Below are 15,945 nucleotides of genomic sequence, written 5' to 3'. Positions count from 1 at the left end.
CGCGCGGGGGAGCCTTCCCCGCGCGTTTTTCATTGAAGAGCAAGGTCCCGCCATGCGCCGCTATCTGTTCCCCCTGATCCTCGGCATCGTCGGCTGCGCCATCCTGGTCCAGCTGGGCCTGTGGCAGCTGGACCGGCGCGATTGGAAAGAGGGGCTGATCGCTGACATCGAGGCCGGCATCAACGCGTCCCCCGTGCCTCTGCCGGCCGAGATCGCGCCGGACATGAAGTACCTGCCGGTCACCGTCAGCGGCACCACCTCGGGCGCCGAGATCGACGTTCTGTCGCACACGCGCGAGCAGGGGGCCGGTTACCAGATCATCTCGCGCTTCATCACCGATGACGGCCGCGCCATCCTGCTGGACCGCGGTTTCGTGCCGCAGGAATTGCGCCGGGTCGAGCGTCCGCCGGTGCGGCTGGAGGTCACAGGCAACCTGCACTGGCCGCAGGACGCCTCCAGCTCGACGCCCGCGCCGAACCTTGACGAGAACATCTGGTTCGCGCGCGACGTCGATGCGATGGCGGCGCAGCTCGGCACCGAGCCGGTGCTGGTCGTCGCCAGCTTCATCCGCGGCGACAACCAAGGGGCCGAGCCGATCCCGGTCGCGGTCGAGGGAATCCCCAACAACCACTTCGCCTATGCCCTGCAATGGTTCCTGATCGCGGCCACCTGGGCGGTGATGACACTGGCGCTGATCTGGCGTATCAGGCAGCGGCAATACTGAAGGACGAATGATGCGTTACGTCTCGACCCGCGGGCAGGCCCCGGTTCTGAACTTCGAAGAGGCCATGCTGTCGGGGCTGGCGCGTGACGGCGGGCTCTACCTCCCCGAGACGATCCTCACCCTGGACGGGCTCGAGACGCTGGACGGCCTGCCCTACGAAGAGGTTGCCTTCCGCGTCATCCGCCCCTTCACCGGCGACTGCTTCACCGACGCCGAGCTGCGCGGCGCCATCGACCGGGCCTATGCCCGCATCGCCCACGCCGCCCGCGCGCCGCTGGTCCAGCTGGCCCCCGGCCATCACCTGCTGGAGCTGTTCCACGGCCCGACGCTGGCCTTCAAGGACTTCGCGATGCAGCTGATCGCGCAGCTCTTCGAGATCGCATTGAAACGCTCGGGACAGAAGATCACCATCGTCGGGGCCACTTCCGGCGACACCGGCTCGGCTGCGATCGAGGCGTTCCGCGGCATCGACAACGTGGACGTGTTCATCATGTATCCGCATGGCCGCGTCTCCGAGGTGCAGCGCCGCCAGATGACGACGCCGCCCAACGCCAACGTCCACGCGCTGGCGGTGACGGGCCATTTCGACGACTGCCAGGCGCGGCTGAAGGACCTCTTCAACGACCACGCCTTTCGGGACGAGGTCGGGCTGGCCGGCGTCAACAGCATCAACTGGTCGCGGGTCGTCGCGCAGATCGTCTACTACTTCACCGCCGCCGCAAGCTTGGGGATGCGCCCCACGGACTTCTGCGTGCCGACCGGCAATTTCGGCGACATCCTTGCCGGCTCCATCGCCAAGCGTATGGGCCTGCCGGTCCGCCGCCTGATCGTCGCGACGAACCAGAACGACATCCTGCACCGCGCCCTGACCACGGGCGAGTACCGGGTGGGCGAGGTCGCGCCGTCGATCAGCCCCTCGATGGACATCCAGGTCAGCTCCAACTTCGAGCGGGCGCTGTTCCTCGCCTATGGCGGCGACGCCGGCGCGATCCGGCAGTTGATGGACGAGCTGAAGGCGGGCGGCTTCACCATCAGCCAAGGCGCGCTGGAGACGCTGCGTGAAGAGTTCCGCTCGGGCCGCGTGTCCGAGGAGGAGACGCTGGAGACGATCCGCCGCACGCGCGAGGCCACCGGCGAGGTGCTCTGCCCGCACAGCGCCATCGGCGTCGCCGTGGCCGAGCAGCACATCGAGCCGGGCGTGCCGATGGTCACGCTGGCCACCGCCCATCCGGCCAAGTTCCCCGACGCCGTCGAGCGTGCCATCGGCATTCGCCCCCCGCTGCCGCCGCACATGGCCGAGCTGTTCGACCTGCCCGAGCGGGTCAGCCGGGTTGAAAACGACGTGGAGGCGCTTAAATCGCTCATCCTTGAACGGAGAACGCAGTGAGCGAAAGCAGCCTGACACGGGTCTCGACCCTTTCCAACGGCCTGCGCGTCGTGACGCGCCACATGCCCGGGCTGCATTCGGCCGCTCTCGGGATCTGGATCGGCGCCGGCGGGCGCAACGAGCGGGCCGAGCAGAACGGCATCGCCCATTTCCTCGAGCACATGGCCTTCAAGGGCACGACCAGCCGCACGCCGCTGCAGATCGCCGAGGCGATTGAGGACGTGGGCGGCTACATCAACGCCTATACCTCGCGGGACGTCACGGCCTATTACGCGCGGGTGCTGGAGGACGATGTCGACCTGGCCTTCGACGTCATCTCGGACATCGTGCTGAACCCCATCTTCGACGGCCGCGAGATCGAGGTCGAGCGCGGCGTCATCCTGCAAGAGATCGGGCAGGCACTCGACACGCCCGACGACATCATCTTCGACTGGCTGCAAGAGGCCGCCTATCCCGACCAGCCGATGGGCCGCACCATCCTGGGCCCGGCCGAGCGGGTCAGCCGCTTCGACCGCCAGGACCTGGCCGGCTTCGTGGCCGAGAACTACGGCCCGGGCCAGATGATCGTCTCGGCGGCGGGGGCGGTGGATCACGACCGCATCCTGCGGCTGGCCGAGGCGGCCTTTGGCCACCTCTCGCCCGTGATCCAGCCCGCGCGTGAGGCGGCGCGCTGGCAGGGTCTGGAGACGCGCCAGATCAAGCCGCTGGAGCAGGCGCATTTCGCGCTGGCGCTGGAGGGGCCGGGCTACCTGGCGCCTGACTTCTACGCCGCGCAGATCTTCTCTTCGGCGCTTGGCGGGGGCATGTCCTCGCGGCTGTTCCAGAAGCTGCGCGAGGAGCGGGGGCTGTGCTACACCATCTTCGCGCAGTCGGGCTTCCATGACGATACCGGGATGCTGACCATCTATGCCGGTACCGGCGCCGAGGACTTGGCCGAGCTTGCCGACCTGACCATCGACGAGATGAAGCGCGCCGCCGAGGACATGACCCCGGCCGAAATGGCGCGGGCGCAGGCGCAGCTGCGCGCCGGGCTGCTGATGGGCCTCGAAAGCCCGTCGGGGCAGGCCGAGCGCATGGCCCGGACGCTGGCGATCTGGGACCGGGTGCCCGATCCCGCCGAGGTCGCGGACCGCATCGCGGCCGTCACCCTGGCCGATGTCCGCGCCCATGCCGAGGCGCTGATCGCGCAGGCGCGGCCGGCGCTGGCGCTTTACGGGCCGGTCGAGGGCGCGCCTGCACGCGAGGACCTGGCGCGCAGGCTTGCCGCATGATCACCCTAAGGCGCCGACCGGTCCGGCTGGACGCCGAGCGGATCGTGCTGCGCCTGCCCGCCCATTCCGACTTTAACGCCTGGACCGGGCTGCGCGACGCAAGCCGCGCCTTCCTGACCCCGTGGGAGCCGGTCTGGTCCGCCGACCACCTTTCCCGCAAAAGCTTCACCAACCGCGTCACCTGGGCGGCCCGGGCCAGCCGCGCGGGCACGGCCTTCCCGCTCTTCATCGCGCGGCGCAGCGACGGGGCGCTTCTGGGCGCCATCACGCTCGACAACATCCGGCGCGGCCCGGCGCAATCCGGCACCATCGGCTACTGGATCGGCGAGCCGTTTGCCCGCCAGGGCTACATGGCCGAGGCGATCGGCGTCCTCGTGCACCACGCCTTCACCTCGCTGGACCTCAGCCGCATCGAGGCCGCCTGCCTGCCGGAGAACACCGCCTCGCGCGGGGTGCTGGAGAAGTCCGGCTTCAAGTACGAGGGCGTCGCGCAGAGCTACCTTCAGATCGACGGGCGCTGGCGGAACCACGTCCTCTACGCCAATCTGCGACGCGACCGCAGGGGGCGCACGGATGCCCGCTGACCTCTGCCCCGCCGATGCCGCGCTTGCCGCGCGCCTGCCGCAGGGCGTGCTGCGCGATCCCGCCCCCGCTTATCTGGAGGAGCCGCGCGGCCGCTGGCTGGGGCAGGCCGGCCTGATCGCCGCCCCCCGCGACACGGCGGAATGCGCCGCCATCATCCGCGCCTGCGCCGAAGCCCGCGTGCCCGTCGTCCCGCGCGGCGGCGGCACGGGGCTGGTCGGCGGGCAGGTCATGTCGCAGGGGCCGGCGCCGCTGGTCCTGTCGCTGGAGCGGATGACCGCCATCCGCAGCATCCACCCGGACGAGGGCGTCATGATCGCCGAGAGCGGCGTCACCCTGCACGCCGCGCGCGAGGCGGCCGCACGCGTCGGCCGGCAGTTCCCGCTGTCGCTGGCCTCGCAGGGCAGCGCGCAGATCGGCGGCGTGCTGGCGACGAATGCGGGCGGCGTGAACGTGCTGCGCTACGGCAACGCCCGCGCGTTGTGCCTTGGCATCGAGGCCGTTCTGCCGTCGGGCGAGGTGATGCATGACCTGAAGCGCCTTCGGAAGGACAACACCGGCTACGACCTGCGCGACCTGCTGATCGGCGCCGAGGGCACGCTTGGCATCATCACCGCCGCCTCGCTGGTGCTGGCGCCGGTGCCGGCCGAGACGGGGGTGGCGCTGCTGGTCGTGGACGGCCCCGAGGCCGCGCTCACCCTTCTGTCGCTGGCGCAGGCGCGGATGGCGGGCGGCGTCACCGCCTTCGAGATGATCGCGGGGCAGGGGCTGCGCTTTCTCGCCGAGGCCTTTCCCGAGATGCGCCAGCCCTTCCCGGCACCCCCCGACTGGAGCGTGCTGATCGAGGTCGGCCTGCCCGACGGCCTCTCCGCGCAGGCCGCGCTGGAAGGCCTCTTCGCGGCCGGTGTCGAGGCGGGGCTGGCCAGCGACGGCGTCATCGCCCAATCGGGCCGCGAGGCTGCCGAACTCTGGGCCCTGCGCGAGCATATCCCGCTGGCCAACCGCCATGTCGGCGCCATCGCCAACCACGATATCAGCCTGCCTTTGTCCGAGATCGCCCGCTTCATCGCGGATGCCGGCGCGATGATCGCGGCGGAAGGCGACATGCGGATCAACTGCTTCGGCCATCTGGGGGACGGCAACCTGCATTACAACTTCTTCCCCGCCCCCGGCCGGACCCGCGAGGATTATGACCAGTATCGCAAGCCCATGACCCGCCGCATCCACGAGATGGTCGTGGCGCGCGGCGGCTCGTTCTCGGCCGAGCATGGGGTGGGGCGGCTGAAGGCGGCGGATCTGGCGGAATGGGGCGATCCCGCCCGGCTGGCGGCGATGCGCGCCATCAAGGCCGCGCTGGACCCGGTCGGGATCATGAACCCCGGCGTGATTCTCGCCTAGGTCCCCTCGAACTCGCAAAGGACGTGGACGGGCATGTCCATGCCCTCCAGCAGCTTGCGCCCGCCCAACTCGGGCAGGTCCACCACGAAGGCGCAGCCCACCACCTCGGCCTGAAGGCGCCGGCACAGCTTGATCGCCGCGGCCGCCGTCCCGCCCGTCGCCAGCAGGTCGTCCACGATCAGCACCCGCTCGCCGGGGCGCAGCGCGTCGTCATGGATCTCCATGATCGCCTCGCCATATTCCAGCTGGTAGGCCTCCGAGATCACCGTGCCCGGCAGCTTCCCCTTCTTGCGGATCGGCACGAAGCCGGTGGACAGCTGATGCGCCACCGCCCCGCCCAGGATGAAGCCCCGCGCCTCCAGTCCCACGACCTTGTCGATCCGCGCCCCGGCATAGCCGTGCAGCAGCTGATCGACGGCCATCCGGAAGCCGCGCGCATCGGCGAAAAGGGTCGTCACGTCGCGGAAGATGATCCCCTCATGCGGGAAATCGTGGATGGACCGGATGTAGTCGCGGACGGACCGGCTCATGCCGGGCGCTCCATCTCGAACAGCTCGGTCACGGCCGTGTAGTCCTTGTAGCCGAGCCGGGCCAGCCAGCCACCCGCGGCGCGCGGGTCGAAGCGGCCGTCCAGGATGCAGTCGTCGCGCAGATGCACGCCGGTGACGACGCCGAAGACGGCGAAGTTCGCCTCGCCCGCCAAGGGCACGATCTGCGTCATCCGGCACTCCAGCGACGCCACAGCACCCGCAACGCGCGGGCAGTCGATGCTGTCGCAGGCGGCAACCTCCAGCCCGGCCTTCTCGAATTCGCTCACCCCCGCGGGCAAGGGCGCGCTCGACGCGTTGACGGCCTCGCGGTCCTTCCCGCTGGCGATGTTCACGCAGAACACCCCCGTCTCGATGATCTGCGCCACGCTGTCCTTGGTGCCGGGCCGGTCGCCCTTCTTGCCGGTCGAGGCGAACATCACCTGCGGCGGCACATAGGCGACGGCGTTGAAGAAGGAATAGGGCGCGAGGTTGTCGCCCTTGCTGCCGCGGGTCGAGATCCAGCCGATCGGGCGCGGCGCCACGATTGCGTTGAAGGGGTTGTGGGGCAGGCCGTGTCCGGCTTCGGGGCGATAGAACATGGACGGCCTCCTGAATGTCATGCGCGCGCAATCTGCCACCGCTTTTCAGGGCGTGCAATGTTCCCCCTGCGGCGGACCCATGATAAGGGCCGCGAAAAACGAGGACGCGCATGGCCGAGATCTGCCCCGAGACCCCTGCCGACGAGCCCGAGGTCGAGGCGCTCTACGACCTCTGCTTCGCGCCGGGGCGGACGGCGCTGTCCTCCTACCGCCTGCGCGAGGGGGTGGCGCGGGTCGCCCCGCTCTGCCTCGTGCTGCGCAGCGAGGACGGCATCCTGAAGGCGGCGATCCGCTACTGGCCGGTGCGCGTGGCGGACCAGCCGGTGCTGCTGCTCGGCCCCATCGCCGTCCACCCGACGGCGCAGGGCGAGGGGCTGGGGGCGCTGCTGATGCGCGACAGCCTCGCCCGCGCGCGCGATCTGGGCTGGAGCCGGGTGCTGCTGGTCGGAGACGCGCCCTATTACAACCGCTTCGGCTTTGCCAAGCTCGAGGACGTCGAGATGCCGCCGCCGACGAATCCCGACCGCGTCCTCGGGCTGGAACTGGTGGCGGGCGCATGGGTTGGCGTGGGGGGCGAGGTCGAGCGGGCGCCCGAGGATGCCCGCCGCGCGGCTCCCGCCGGCGAATGCGTCACCATCCCCGAACCCTGAGAGCCTCATGCCAGACCCACGCCCGCTGATCCTGCCGCCCATCACCGACCCCGGCATCCTGGCGCAGGTCGAGCGGCTGGCCCGGCGCCAAGCCGAGGCCGCCGGCCCGGTCATGAAGACACTCGGCCGCCTCGGCCTGTCCGGAGAGCGGCTGCTGGCCCGCCTGCCGGCCGGTTGGCGGGCGCAGCTGGACTGGGCGACGCGGGCCGGGCTGAGCCGTGCCTTTTCCGCCGCCGGCACCAGCCGCCGCATCCTGCGCCCGCGCGGCGACTGGTTCAACCGGCTCGGCCTCGCCGCCACGGGGGCGGCGGGGGGCGCCGCCGGCCTCGCCGGCGCGCTGGCCGAGCTGCCGGTCATGATCTCGCTCCTCCTGCGCGCCATGCTGGAGATCGCCGAGGAGCACGGCTTCGAGCCCGAAGACGAGGCGGTGCGCCTCGAATGCCTGCGCATCTTCGCCGCCGCCGGACCGGTCCCAGAAGAGACCGAACCGGGCCTTGGCACCGCGCGCCTGCCCATCGCCGGCTCGGGGATCCAGGGCCTCATCGGCACCATGGCGCCGCGCCTGTCGATGGTGATGGGCCAGAAGCTCGCCGTCCAGTCCGCCCCGGTCATCGGCGCCCTCGCCGGCGCCTCGCTGAACTACGCCTTCACCCGCTACTACCAGGAACTGGCGCGCGTCCATTTCGGCCTGCTGCGCCTCGCGCGCGAAACCGGCCTGCCGCGCGAGGCCTTGGCCGAGGCGCTGCAACTGGCACTCCGCCGCGCCTGATCCCTGCTTTGGTCTGCCAATATCCTCGGGGGGTCCGGGGGGCGAAGCGCCCCCGGCCGTCGCGGGACGCAGATCACTCCTCGCCGCTCTCCAGCGCCAAGGGCGCCGCGACCGCGTCCAGATCCTCGACATGCAGCGGCGCCGACGGGCGGGCCAGCCGCGCCTTGGTCACCCAGAGCAGCCGCTCCTGCGCCCGCGTGATGGCCACATAGGCAAGGCGCTTCCACAGCGGAATGCCCGCCTCGTTCCGGTTTGACCAGGCGGCGGCGCTGATGTCGGGGCCGAAGACCTGCACCGCGGGCCACTGGCTGCCCTGCGCCTTGTGGATCGTCACCGCCGCGCCGTGCAGGAAGGCCGCGCCCATGCGCGCGGCATAGGGGATGAAGGGCTCCTCGGCATCCGGCATCTCGATCTTCACGATCGAGGCGGCCGAGAGGCGCGGGTCCTCGGCCCCGATCACGTGCAGGCGCGAGAAGCCGGGCTTGCGCCCCGGCCCCAGATAGACGACCTGCGCCCCCTTGATGAGGCCGCGCGCCTCCAGGTCGATCCGCTTCTTGCGGTGCTTCAGCGGCAGCTCCAGCCCGTCGCAGATCAGCGGCTCGCCCGGCAGCAGCGCGTCGCCGGGCGCGCCGAAGGCGGTGCGGAAGGCGTGGATCAGCCGGATGCGCGTCGCGTTGCGCCAGACGAGGACCGGGCTGCGGGCCATCAGGTCGCTCTCGACCCGCTCGGCCCAGACCACGCGGTCGTCGCGGCGCGCCGCCTGGCGGATCATGCTCTCGAAATCCTCGAAACTCAGCCGATCGTCGGCCAGCGCATGGGCCAGGTCCAGGATCGGGCTGTCATCCGACTGCCGGTGGATGCGGCTCAGCATCAGGCGCTGCGGGGCGGGCAGCTTGTCGAAGACCATTTCGCCCGATTGGCCGACCGGCGCCAGCTGCGCCGGATCGCCGAAGAGGACCAGCACCGGAAAGATCTCGCGCAGATCCTCCAGCTGCTTCTCGTCCAGCATCGAGGCCTCGTCGATCAGCCCGACATCCAGCCCCTCCTCGCGCCGCTTCCAGCCCCGGATGAAGTCCGAGCCGCGCAGCCCCGCCGCCGCCAGCGCGCCGGGGATCGAGGCGTTCTGCTGGTAGAAGGCGTGAGCCCGGTCCAGCGCCGGGTCCGGCAGCCCCTCGACCGTCGGCCGCTCGCCGGTGCCGGTCAGCCACTCGGCGATCTTCTCGTAATCCGGATCGTAGACCGGGCTGTAGAGGATGCGGTGGATCGTCGTCGCCGGCACGCCGCGCATCCTCAGAACGAAGGCGGCCTTGTTCGTCGGCGCCAGCACCGCGACGCTGCGCCGGTCCTTGCGGCGCTTGCCTTCCCAGTCCGGGCTGATCAGCTCGACACCGGCGCCGAGCAGCGCCTTGGTGATCTGCGACAGCATCAGCGTCTTGCCCGAGCCCGCCTTGCCGATCACCGCCATCACGCGGCCCTTGCCCTCGACGGGCGGGTGCAGCTCCTCGGCGATGATGTCGATGCCGGCGGCCCCGAAGGTCTCGGCCAGGCTGTCCCAGGCATCCGCCTGATCGGGAGAAAGGGTGGGGACGGCGGCGCTGGATGTCATCGCCCCCATCTAGCTCGTCGTGGCGGGAAAGCGAAGGGGCGGCGCCTGCCCATGCAACTCTTTGCCCCGCTCGCGCGTGTTAACAATGTTCGCGCCGATGGAGGCACAAGATGATCGAATTGTTTTTCGTGACCTGCCTCATCGGCCAGCCCGAGGTGTGCAAGGACCACAGCCTGCTCTTCGAAGAGCGCAACGGGCTGTTCAGCTGCATGCTGCGCGGCCAGAACGAGCTGGCGCAATGGGTCGAGACCCATCCCGGCGAGCGCGTCCAGCAGTGGAAATGCCGCTATGCCGGCGAGGGCGAGCGCCGGGCCTGAGCGCCGCGCGTCAAGTTGCTGCAGCGCAGAAAGGCACTGCGCCCCGACGGTGCCTTTGGCGCATGCAGAGGGCTCAGAAGCCAGTGCAGGCACATTCGAATTCTTTGCTGCATTGCAGCATGGGGGTCATGATCAAGGCGTTCCTTAACGAGGTGTGCCATGATCGAGTTGCTCTTCGTCACCTGCCTTGCCGCCGCGCCGGAAGAATGCCGCGACCGCAGCCTTCTCTACACCGCCGATGTCGGCGTGATGACCTGCCTGATGCAGGGTCAGGCCGAGCTGGCAAAATGGATCGACACCCATCCGGGCGAGATGGTGACGCATTGGAAATGCCGCCAGGTCGACACCCGCGAGGTGAAGGCCTGACGCAGAACGCCGCCCCCGAGGGAGCGGCGCTGCAATGTCGTGCTGTCCGTCCGGCTCAGAAGCCGAGGCCGGCGTATTTCGACTTGAACTTCGTCACACGGCCGCCGGCGTCCATCAGCTTCGTGGAGCCGCCGGTCCAGGCGGGGTGCGAGGTCGGGTCGATGTCCAGCGACATGCTGTCGCCTTCCTTGCCCCAGGTCGAACGGGTCTGATAGAGCGTCCCGTCGGTCATCTTGACCTCGATCATGTGGTAGTCGGGGTGGATGTCTTTTTTCATCGGGTGACCTCGTCTCAGGCTTTCGCGTCCGCTTGGGGACGGTAATTGGTCTTTTCAGCGATACGGGCCGATTTGCCGCGACGGTCGCGCAGGTAATACAGCTTGGCGCGACGGACCTTGCCGCGGCGCACGACCTCGATCGAATCGATGTTGGTCGAATAGAGGGGGAACACGCGCTCCACGCCCTCGCCGAAGCTGATCTTGCGGACCGTGAAGCTGGCCGCGATGCCGCTGCCGCCCTTGCGTGCGATGCAGACGCCTTCGTAGTTCTGCACGCGCGACCGGGTGCCCTCGGTCACCTTGTAGCCAACGCGGATGGTGTCGCCGGCCTTGAAGTCCGGGATGGTCTTGCCGAGCTGGGCGATCTGCTCGGCTTCGAGTTCTGCGATCAGGTTCATCGCTCTGGATCCTTGTGATGCTCGCGGTGGCTCCGCGATTGGTCTGATGCGCCCGAGAGCTGTCGGTCCTTTGCCGGGTCCATACCGTCCTGGTATGCCCGCCACAGGTCGGGGCGGCGTTCCTTGGTCAGCCTTTCGGCCTCACTGGCCCGCCATGCGGCAATGGCCGCGTGATTGCCCGACAGAAGAACCGGCGGGATCTCGCGGCCGTCCCAGAGGGCGGGCTTCGTGAACTGGGGAGCTTCCAGAAGGCCCCTGTTGCCGATGGAAAAGGATTCCTCGGCCAGAGAGTCCTGATTCCCCAGCACGCGCGGTATAAGCCGGACCGTCGCGTCGATCAAGACCTGAGCCGCGATCTCTCCGCCGGTCAGGACGTAGTCGCCGATGCTGATCTCTTCGATGGCATGGGCGTCGAGGACGCGCTGGTCCACCCCCTCGAAGCGGCCGCAGATCAGGGTGACGCCCGGCCCCTGCGCCAGCGCGCGGGCACGGGCCTGCGTCAGGGGCTTGCCGCGCGGCGACATGTAGATCACCGGCAGGCCGGGGCCCACCGCGCGCAGGGCCGCATCCAGCACGTCCGGGCGGATGACCATGCCGGCGCCGCCGCCCGCGGGCGTGTCGTCCACGTTGCGGTGCCGGCCGATGCCATGCTCGCGCAGAGGGATGGTCTGCAGGTTCCACAGCCCCTGCGCCAGCGCCTTGCCGGTCAGCGACAGGCCGAGGATGCCGGGAAAGGCCTCGGGGAACAGGGTCACGATCCGTGCGGTCCAGGCGCCCGCAACCTGCGGCTCGGCCATCAGCTCGCGCGGCTTCAGGCTGGGGCGGACCTGCAGGCGGCCGTGGGACTTCGGCTCAGTCATCGTCGGCCACGCCCTCGCCGGGCGGATCGGCGATGATGCGGCCGGCGCCGAGGTCGATCGTCGGGACGACGGCGCGGGTGAAGGGCAGAAGCAGGAGCTGCGCGCCGCCGACGACCTCGAGGATGTCGCCCGCGCCGTGGTCGTAGATCGCCCGCACGCGCCCAAGCGTCGCGCCGCCGGGATCGACGACGGTGAGCCCGATCAGGTCGGCATGGTAGAATTCGTCATCGGGCAGCGAGGGCAGCACGGACCGCGGCGCCCAGAGGGTCGTGCCCTTCAACGCCTCGGCCTCTTCGCGGGTCGCGACACCGCCGATGCGCGCACCGATGCCGCCGGTCACGGGGCGGGTCAGGCGGATGGTGAAGCTGCGCCCGCCGTCCTCGGTCGTGAGGGGGCCGTATTCGGCGATGTCCGAGGGCTCGGTGCAGAAGCTTTTCAGCCGGACCTCGCCATGGACCCCGAAGGCCCCGGCGATCGCGCCGACACAGATCTTGTCCGTCATGAGGCGTTCCAGCAGTTGAGGCCAGCAGAGGAGGAACGGCCCGGCAGGGACTGCCGGGCCATGTGGCTTATTCGGCGTCGGCCGGCGCGGCGGCCTTCTTGGCGCGCTCTTCGGCGCGGGCCTTGGCTTTCTTGCCCGGCTCGGCCTTCTTCATGTTGGCGCGCTCGGATTTTTCCTTCACGCCGGCAGCTTCCAAGAAGCGGGCGACGCGGTCGGTCGGCTGCGCGCCTTCGCCCAGCCAGTACTGGACGCGCTCGATGTCCATCTTCACGCGGTCCTCGCTGTCCTTGGCGAGCAGCGGGTTGTAGGTGCCCAGCTTCTCGATGAAGCGGCCGTCGCGCGGCATGCGCGAATCCGAGGCGACGATGGCGTAGTGGGGGCGCTTCTTGCTGCCACCACGGGCGAGGCGGATCTTCATGGCCATTGCGGTATCTCCTTGTGAATGGCGGTGAGGGCGGACCCTCAGGACTGGTATTGCTCGTGGTGCCGGATAACCTCGGCGATCACGAAGTTCAGGAATTTGCGCGCGAATTCCGGGTCGAGATCGGCCTCGCGCGCGAGGCGTTCCAGCCGCTCGATTTGGCTCGCTTCGCGGGCCGGGTCGGACGGAGGAAGGTCGTGGTCGGCCTTGAGGCGGCCGACGGATTGGGTGTGCTTGAACCGCTCGGCCAAGGTGTAGACGAGGATCGCGTCCAGCCGGTCGATGCTGGCGCGGTGGTCCTTGAGGAGCGCCGCGGCGCGGGTGGCGGGGTCCGTCACGCTGTCTCTCCAAGCGGTTGATTTTGCTGAAGGGCGCCGTGCACCGTTCGTGCACCGTTCCGGCACAGGACGTGCACCGAGCGGCGTGCGATTTTTCGGGTCATGCGGGGACCTCGACAGGGTGGCGGTAGACGAGGCAGGGCGTCTCGCGCACGACGGTTTCGGATTCCACCGTCGCGCCCATCCGTTCGGCGAGACGCCGCGAGCGGGTGTTATGGGGGTGGATCAGCGAGATGACGGGGCCGAGGCCCATGACGCGGTGTGCGTGGGTGCGGGCAGCGAGGGCCGCTTCATGCGCAAGGCCGCGGCCCTCGAAGCCCGCGTAGATGTGCCAGCCGAGTTCTGGCTCGGGCCAGTCCGCGTGGAAGCCGATGCCGGTGCGGCCGACCGTGGCGCCAGTCGCGCGGTCCTCCATCATCCACCAGCCGAAGTCGCGGATCATCCAATGGCCGATCAGCGAGGTGAGGCTGGTCCAGCCGTCCCAGGGCTTGCCCGGCCCGCCGACAAAGGCGGCGCGGTCCGAGGTGACGAAGCCGGTGATGGCGTCCAGATCCGACAGGCGCGGGGCGCGCAGGATCAGGCGCTCGGTCTCGAGGACCGGCACCGAGGCCGCCAATCTGTCCAGACCCACCGTCACGTCACTTCTTCCCGAACATCCCGCCGAGCCCGCCGGGCAGGCCCGCCTTGCCCAGCTGGCCGCCGAGGCCGCGGGGGTCCGAGAGCATCTTCTGCGCCTCGGCCAGTTTCGCGGGGTCCATGTTCTCCATGTCGGGCAGGCCGCCGCCCTTGCCGGTCATCGCGCGCATGGCCTGCTTCATCAGCCCGCCCTTGCCCATCTTGCCGAGCTTCTTCATCGTGTCGGCCATCTGCTTCTGCATCTTGAGGAGCTTGTTCAGGTCCGCCACGTCCATGCCCGCGCCGGCCGCGATGCGCTTCTTGCGGCTGGCCTGCAGCATGTCGGGATTGGCCCGCTCCTTCTTCGTCATGGAGTTGATGAGCGCGATCTGGCGGTTGATGGCCTTGTCGTCGAAGCCCGCCGCATCCGCCTGCTTGGCCATCTTGGCCATGCCCGGCATCATCGACATGACCGACTGCATGCCGCCCATCTTCTGCATCTGCTCAAGCTGACCACGCAGGTCATTCATGTTGAAGAGGCCCTTCTGGAACCGCTTCATCATGCGCTCGGCCTGCTCGACCTCCAGCACCTGCTGGGCCTTCTCGACCAGCGCGACGATGTCGCCCATGCCGAGGATGCGGCCTGCGACGCGCTGCGCGTCGAAGGTCTCCAGCGCGTCCATCTTCTCGCCGAGGCCGACGAAGCGGATCGGCTTGCCGGTGATCGCGCGCATGGACAGTGCTGCGCCGCCGCGGCCGTCGCCGTCCATGCGGGTCAGCACCACGCCCGAGATGCCGACCTTGCCGTCGAACTCGGTCGCAACGTTCACCGCGTCCTGGCCGGTGAGGCCGTCGACGACCAGGATCGTCTCGCGCGGTTGGGCGATGTCGCGGACCTGCTGGACCTCGGACATCAGGGTTTCGTCGATATGGAGGCGGCCGGCGGTGTCAAGAAGGACCACGTCATAGCCGCCGAGGCTGGCCTGCGTCTTGGCGCGCTGCGCGATCTGGGGGGCGGTCTGTCCCGGCACAATCGGCAGGGTGTCGACGCCGATCTGCTGGCCGAGGATGGCCAGCTGCTCCATCGCCGCGGGGCGGTTGGTGTCGAGCGAGGCCATCAGCACGCGCTTCTTCTCGCGGTCCTTCAGGCGCAGGGCGAGTTTGGCGGTGGTCGTCGTCTTGCCCGAGCCCTGCAACCCGACCATCAGGATCGGGGCGGGCGGGTTGTCGATGCGCAGCGCCTCGGGGGCATCGTCGCCTTGCAGCACGCGGATGAGCTCGTCATGGACGATCTTGACGACCTGCTGGCCGGGGCTGACAGACTTTGTCACGGCGGCGCCGGTGGCCTTGGCGGTCACGGACTTGACGAAGCTGCGGGCGACGGGCAGCGAGACGTCGGCTTCCAGCAGGGCGACACGGACCTCGCGCATGGCGGCGGTGACGTCATCCTCGGACAGGGCGCCCTGCTTCGTCAGCCGGTCGAAGACGCCGCCCAAACGGTCGGAAAGGTTCTCGAACATCGCCCTAGCCTCCTTCGGTCCAAACACGAAGCGCCCGGAGGGGCGCAGCAAAACGATAACGCCCCCGTGGGCGCGACGCGCTGACGGGGGGCGATCCCTACGCGCGGCAGGGACCGGAAGGCAAGACCTTCCGGGAATCCGGTGCCTGATACGCAAAGGCGGCACCGGAGTCAACCGGCGCCGCCTCGCATGGCCTTGGAACGGATCAGGCCGCGATCTTCTCCAGCGCGGCGCGGGCGCGGGCCATGCCGGCCTCGCGGTCCATCGCCAGCCCGTCCGCGGGCACGAAGGTCACGTCCGTGATGCCGAGGAAGCCCAGCATGTGGCGGATGTAGTCCGAAGCGAAGTCGATCTCGGACCCGATGGGGGTGCCGGCGGCGGCATAGGCGATATAGGCGCGCTTGCCGGTCAGCAGGCCCTCGGGGCCCTCGGCGGTGTAGCGGAAGCTGACGCCGGCGCGGGCGATCTGGTCCAGCCAGTTCTTCAGCTGCGCGGTCAGGGTGAAGTTGTAGATCGGCAGGCCGATGACCAGCACGTCGGCGTCCTGAACTTCCTTCAGATAGGCGTTCGAGGCGTCCAGATGGGCCTTCTGCTCGGGGGTCGGGTTCTCGGTGCCGACGCGGACGCCGACGAACCAGTCGGTGTCGATGGCCGGAACGCCCTCGTTCAGGTCGCGATAGGTGACGGTGGCGCCCGGGTTCGCGTCCTTGAGGCGGGCGACGATGTCGGCGGTCAGCTGGCGCGAGACCGAGGCGTCGCCGGTGATGGCGCTGTCGAGATGGAGGATGTGCATGGCTGTCTCCTGCTTGTGCGTT

21 protein-coding genes are annotated in these 15,945 nt (G+C 69.4%); 9 read left to right on the top strand and 12 right to left on the bottom strand.

Annotated elements, in window-relative coordinates; genetic code table 11:
* Positions 1-52: 52 nt before the first annotated feature.
* From BLP73_RS15545 to BLP73_RS15525, 5 genes are read left to right on the top strand one after another with little or no spacing between them, the layout of a single operon-like run.
* Positions 53-724, top strand: a complete 672-nt coding sequence (locus BLP73_RS15545) for an SURF1 family protein (protein ID WP_090746749.1) — start codon at positions 53-55, stop codon at positions 722-724.
* Positions 725-734: 10 nt separating this feature from the next.
* A complete protein-coding gene (thrC, locus tag BLP73_RS15540) occupies positions 735-2,111 on the top strand; it encodes a threonine synthase (RefSeq protein WP_090746746.1) in 1,377 nt (458 codons plus the stop codon).
* Positions 2,108-3,382, top strand: a complete 1,275-nt coding sequence (locus tag BLP73_RS15535; RefSeq protein WP_281179932.1) for a M16 family metallopeptidase — start codon at positions 2,108-2,110, stop codon at positions 3,380-3,382. The genes thrC and BLP73_RS15535 overlap by 4 nt, the downstream gene beginning before the upstream one ends.
* On the top strand, positions 3,379-3,966 hold the full coding sequence (locus BLP73_RS15530) for a GNAT family N-acetyltransferase (protein ID WP_090746744.1): 588 nt from the start codon (positions 3,379-3,381) through the stop codon (positions 3,964-3,966). The genes BLP73_RS15535 and BLP73_RS15530 overlap by 4 nt, the downstream gene beginning before the upstream one ends.
* Positions 3,956-5,362 carry an FAD-binding oxidoreductase gene (locus tag BLP73_RS15525; RefSeq protein WP_090746741.1) on the top strand — a complete coding sequence of 469 codons (1,407 nt, stop codon included), beginning with the start codon at positions 3,956-3,958 and terminating at the stop codon, positions 5,360-5,362. Before BLP73_RS15530 ends, BLP73_RS15525 begins: the two co-directional genes overlap by 11 nt.
* Here BLP73_RS15525 and BLP73_RS15520 read toward each other — a convergent pair.
* Together BLP73_RS15520 and BLP73_RS15515 are read right to left on the bottom strand one after the other, a co-directional pair.
* Positions 5,359-5,892 (bottom strand): adenine phosphoribosyltransferase, encoded by a 534-nt coding sequence (locus BLP73_RS15520; RefSeq protein ID WP_090746738.1) that lies wholly within the window; start codon positions 5,890-5,892, stop codon positions 5,359-5,361. The two genes, BLP73_RS15525 and BLP73_RS15520, sit on opposite strands and share 4 nt — an antisense overlap.
* Positions 5,889-6,491, bottom strand: a complete 603-nt coding sequence (locus BLP73_RS15515; protein ID WP_090746735.1) for a flavin reductase family protein — start codon at positions 6,489-6,491, stop codon at positions 5,889-5,891. Before BLP73_RS15515 ends, BLP73_RS15520 begins: the two co-directional genes overlap by 4 nt.
* Before the next feature lie 110 nt (positions 6,492-6,601).
* Here BLP73_RS15515 and BLP73_RS15510 point away from each other — a divergent pair, with 110 nt between their 5' ends.
* Together BLP73_RS15510 and BLP73_RS15505 are read left to right on the top strand one after the other, a co-directional pair.
* Positions 6,602-7,141, top strand: a complete 540-nt coding sequence (locus BLP73_RS15510) for a GNAT family N-acetyltransferase (protein WP_090746732.1) — start codon at positions 6,602-6,604, stop codon at positions 7,139-7,141.
* A gap of 7 nt (positions 7,142-7,148) precedes the next feature.
* A complete protein-coding gene (locus tag BLP73_RS15505) occupies positions 7,149-7,910 on the top strand; it encodes an EcsC family protein (protein ID WP_090746729.1) in 762 nt (253 codons plus the stop codon).
* A gap of 73 nt (positions 7,911-7,983) precedes the next feature.
* Here the strand turns inward: BLP73_RS15505 and BLP73_RS15500 are convergent, their stop codons facing one another.
* Positions 7,984-9,516, bottom strand: a complete 1,533-nt coding sequence (locus tag BLP73_RS15500; RefSeq protein ID WP_090746908.1) for an ATP-dependent DNA helicase — start codon at positions 9,514-9,516, stop codon at positions 7,984-7,986.
* A 110-nt stretch (positions 9,517-9,626) separates the two neighbouring features.
* On the opposite strand from BLP73_RS15500, the gene BLP73_RS15495 reads away from it, so the two are divergent.
* Together BLP73_RS15495 and BLP73_RS15490 are read left to right on the top strand one after the other, a co-directional pair.
* A complete protein-coding gene (locus tag BLP73_RS15495; RefSeq protein ID WP_090746726.1) occupies positions 9,627-9,833 on the top strand; it encodes a hypothetical protein in 207 nt (68 codons plus the stop codon).
* Positions 9,834-9,992: 159 nt separating this feature from the next.
* A complete protein-coding gene (locus tag BLP73_RS15490) occupies positions 9,993-10,199 on the top strand; it encodes a hypothetical protein (RefSeq protein ID WP_090746723.1) in 207 nt (68 codons plus the stop codon).
* Between the two features lie 55 nt (positions 10,200-10,254).
* On the opposite strand, the gene rpmE is transcribed toward BLP73_RS15490, so the two are convergent.
* From rpmE to BLP73_RS15445, 9 genes are all read right to left on the bottom strand, one after another.
* Entirely contained in the window at positions 10,255-10,476 is a 222-nt protein-coding gene (gene rpmE / locus BLP73_RS15485; RefSeq protein ID WP_090746720.1) for a 50S ribosomal protein L31, read from the bottom strand.
* 14 nt (positions 10,477-10,490) lie between these two features.
* Positions 10,491-10,874: a 50S ribosomal protein L19 gene (rplS, locus tag BLP73_RS15480; RefSeq protein ID WP_090746718.1), complete on the bottom strand. Its 384-nt coding sequence runs from the start codon at positions 10,872-10,874 to the stop codon at positions 10,491-10,493.
* Positions 10,871-11,734, bottom strand: coding sequence for a tRNA (guanosine(37)-N1)-methyltransferase TrmD (gene trmD, locus BLP73_RS15475; protein WP_090746715.1), 864 nt, complete (start codon positions 11,732-11,734; stop codon positions 10,871-10,873). Before trmD ends, rplS begins: the two co-directional genes overlap by 4 nt.
* Positions 11,727-12,236, bottom strand: coding sequence for a ribosome maturation factor RimM (gene rimM / locus BLP73_RS15470; RefSeq protein WP_090746713.1), 510 nt, complete (start codon positions 12,234-12,236; stop codon positions 11,727-11,729). Before rimM ends, trmD begins: the two co-directional genes overlap by 8 nt.
* Positions 12,237-12,303: 67 nt before the next feature.
* Positions 12,304-12,660, bottom strand: a complete 357-nt coding sequence (rpsP, locus tag BLP73_RS15465) for a 30S ribosomal protein S16 (RefSeq protein ID WP_090746710.1) — start codon at positions 12,658-12,660, stop codon at positions 12,304-12,306.
* A 38-nt stretch (positions 12,661-12,698) separates the two neighbouring features.
* Complete coding sequence (locus tag BLP73_RS15460; RefSeq protein ID WP_090746706.1) at positions 12,699-12,995, bottom strand: chorismate mutase; 297 nt, start codon at positions 12,993-12,995, stop codon at positions 12,699-12,701.
* A gap of 100 nt (positions 12,996-13,095) precedes the next feature.
* A complete protein-coding gene (locus tag BLP73_RS15455) occupies positions 13,096-13,632 on the bottom strand; it encodes a GNAT family N-acetyltransferase (protein ID WP_245686694.1) in 537 nt (178 codons plus the stop codon).
* A 1-nt stretch (position 13,633) separates the two neighbouring features.
* Entirely contained in the window at positions 13,634-15,130 is a 1,497-nt protein-coding gene (ffh, locus tag BLP73_RS15450; RefSeq protein WP_090746703.1) for a signal recognition particle protein, read from the bottom strand.
* Between the two features lie 205 nt (positions 15,131-15,335).
* Positions 15,336-15,923, bottom strand: coding sequence for an FMN-dependent NADH-azoreductase (locus tag BLP73_RS15445; protein WP_090746700.1), 588 nt, complete (start codon positions 15,921-15,923; stop codon positions 15,336-15,338).
* Positions 15,924-15,945: the final 22 nt, after the last annotated feature.

The organism is Paracoccus tibetensis, from assembly GCF_900102505.1.
Taxonomy (GTDB): domain Bacteria; phylum Pseudomonadota; class Alphaproteobacteria; order Rhodobacterales; family Rhodobacteraceae; genus Paracoccus; species Paracoccus tibetensis.
Note: the sequence above shows the minus strand (reverse complement) of the source record. Positions and strands in the feature narration are given on the sequence as shown.

What these genes read in the sequence shown, in the direction of transcription:
- BLP73_RS15545 (WP_090746749.1), top strand. Translation starts at nt 53, where the DNA reads ATGCGCCGCTATCTGTTCCCCCTGATCCTCGGCATCGTCGGCTGCGCC.
- thrC (WP_090746746.1), top strand. Translation starts at nt 735, where the DNA reads ATGCGTTACGTCTCGACCCGCGGGCAGGCCCCGGTTCTGAACTTCGAA.
- BLP73_RS15530 (WP_090746744.1), top strand. Translation starts at nt 3,379, where the DNA reads ATGATCACCCTAAGGCGCCGACCGGTCCGGCTGGACGCCGAGCGGATC.
- BLP73_RS15525 (WP_090746741.1), top strand. Translation starts at nt 3,956, where the DNA reads ATGCCCGCTGACCTCTGCCCCGCCGATGCCGCGCTTGCCGCGCGCCTG.
- BLP73_RS15520 (WP_090746738.1), bottom strand. Translation starts at nt 5,892, where the DNA reads ATGAGCCGGTCCGTCCGCGACTACATCCGGTCCATCCACGATTTCCCG.
- BLP73_RS15515 (WP_090746735.1), bottom strand. Translation starts at nt 6,491, where the DNA reads ATGTTCTATCGCCCCGAAGCCGGACACGGCCTGCCCCACAACCCCTTC.
- BLP73_RS15510 (WP_090746732.1), top strand. Translation starts at nt 6,602, where the DNA reads ATGGCCGAGATCTGCCCCGAGACCCCTGCCGACGAGCCCGAGGTCGAG.
- BLP73_RS15505 (WP_090746729.1), top strand. Translation starts at nt 7,149, where the DNA reads ATGCCAGACCCACGCCCGCTGATCCTGCCGCCCATCACCGACCCCGGC.
- BLP73_RS15500 (WP_090746908.1), bottom strand. Translation starts at nt 9,516, where the DNA reads ATGACATCCAGCGCCGCCGTCCCCACCCTTTCTCCCGATCAGGCGGAT.
- BLP73_RS15495 (WP_090746726.1), top strand. Translation starts at nt 9,627, where the DNA reads ATGATCGAATTGTTTTTCGTGACCTGCCTCATCGGCCAGCCCGAGGTG.
- BLP73_RS15490 (WP_090746723.1), top strand. Translation starts at nt 9,993, where the DNA reads ATGATCGAGTTGCTCTTCGTCACCTGCCTTGCCGCCGCGCCGGAAGAA.
- rpmE (WP_090746720.1), bottom strand. Translation starts at nt 10,476, where the DNA reads ATGAAAAAAGACATCCACCCCGACTACCACATGATCGAGGTCAAGATG.
- rplS (WP_090746718.1), bottom strand. Translation starts at nt 10,874, where the DNA reads ATGAACCTGATCGCAGAACTCGAAGCCGAGCAGATCGCCCAGCTCGGC.
- trmD (WP_090746715.1), bottom strand. Translation starts at nt 11,734, where the DNA reads ATGACTGAGCCGAAGTCCCACGGCCGCCTGCAGGTCCGCCCCAGCCTG.
- rimM (WP_090746713.1), bottom strand. Translation starts at nt 12,236, where the DNA reads ATGACGGACAAGATCTGTGTCGGCGCGATCGCCGGGGCCTTCGGGGTC.
- rpsP (WP_090746710.1), bottom strand. Translation starts at nt 12,660, where the DNA reads ATGGCCATGAAGATCCGCCTCGCCCGTGGTGGCAGCAAGAAGCGCCCC.
- ffh (WP_090746703.1), bottom strand. Translation starts at nt 15,130, where the DNA reads ATGTTCGAGAACCTTTCCGACCGTTTGGGCGGCGTCTTCGACCGGCTG.
- BLP73_RS15445 (WP_090746700.1), bottom strand. Translation starts at nt 15,923, where the DNA reads ATGCACATCCTCCATCTCGACAGCGCCATCACCGGCGACGCCTCGGTC.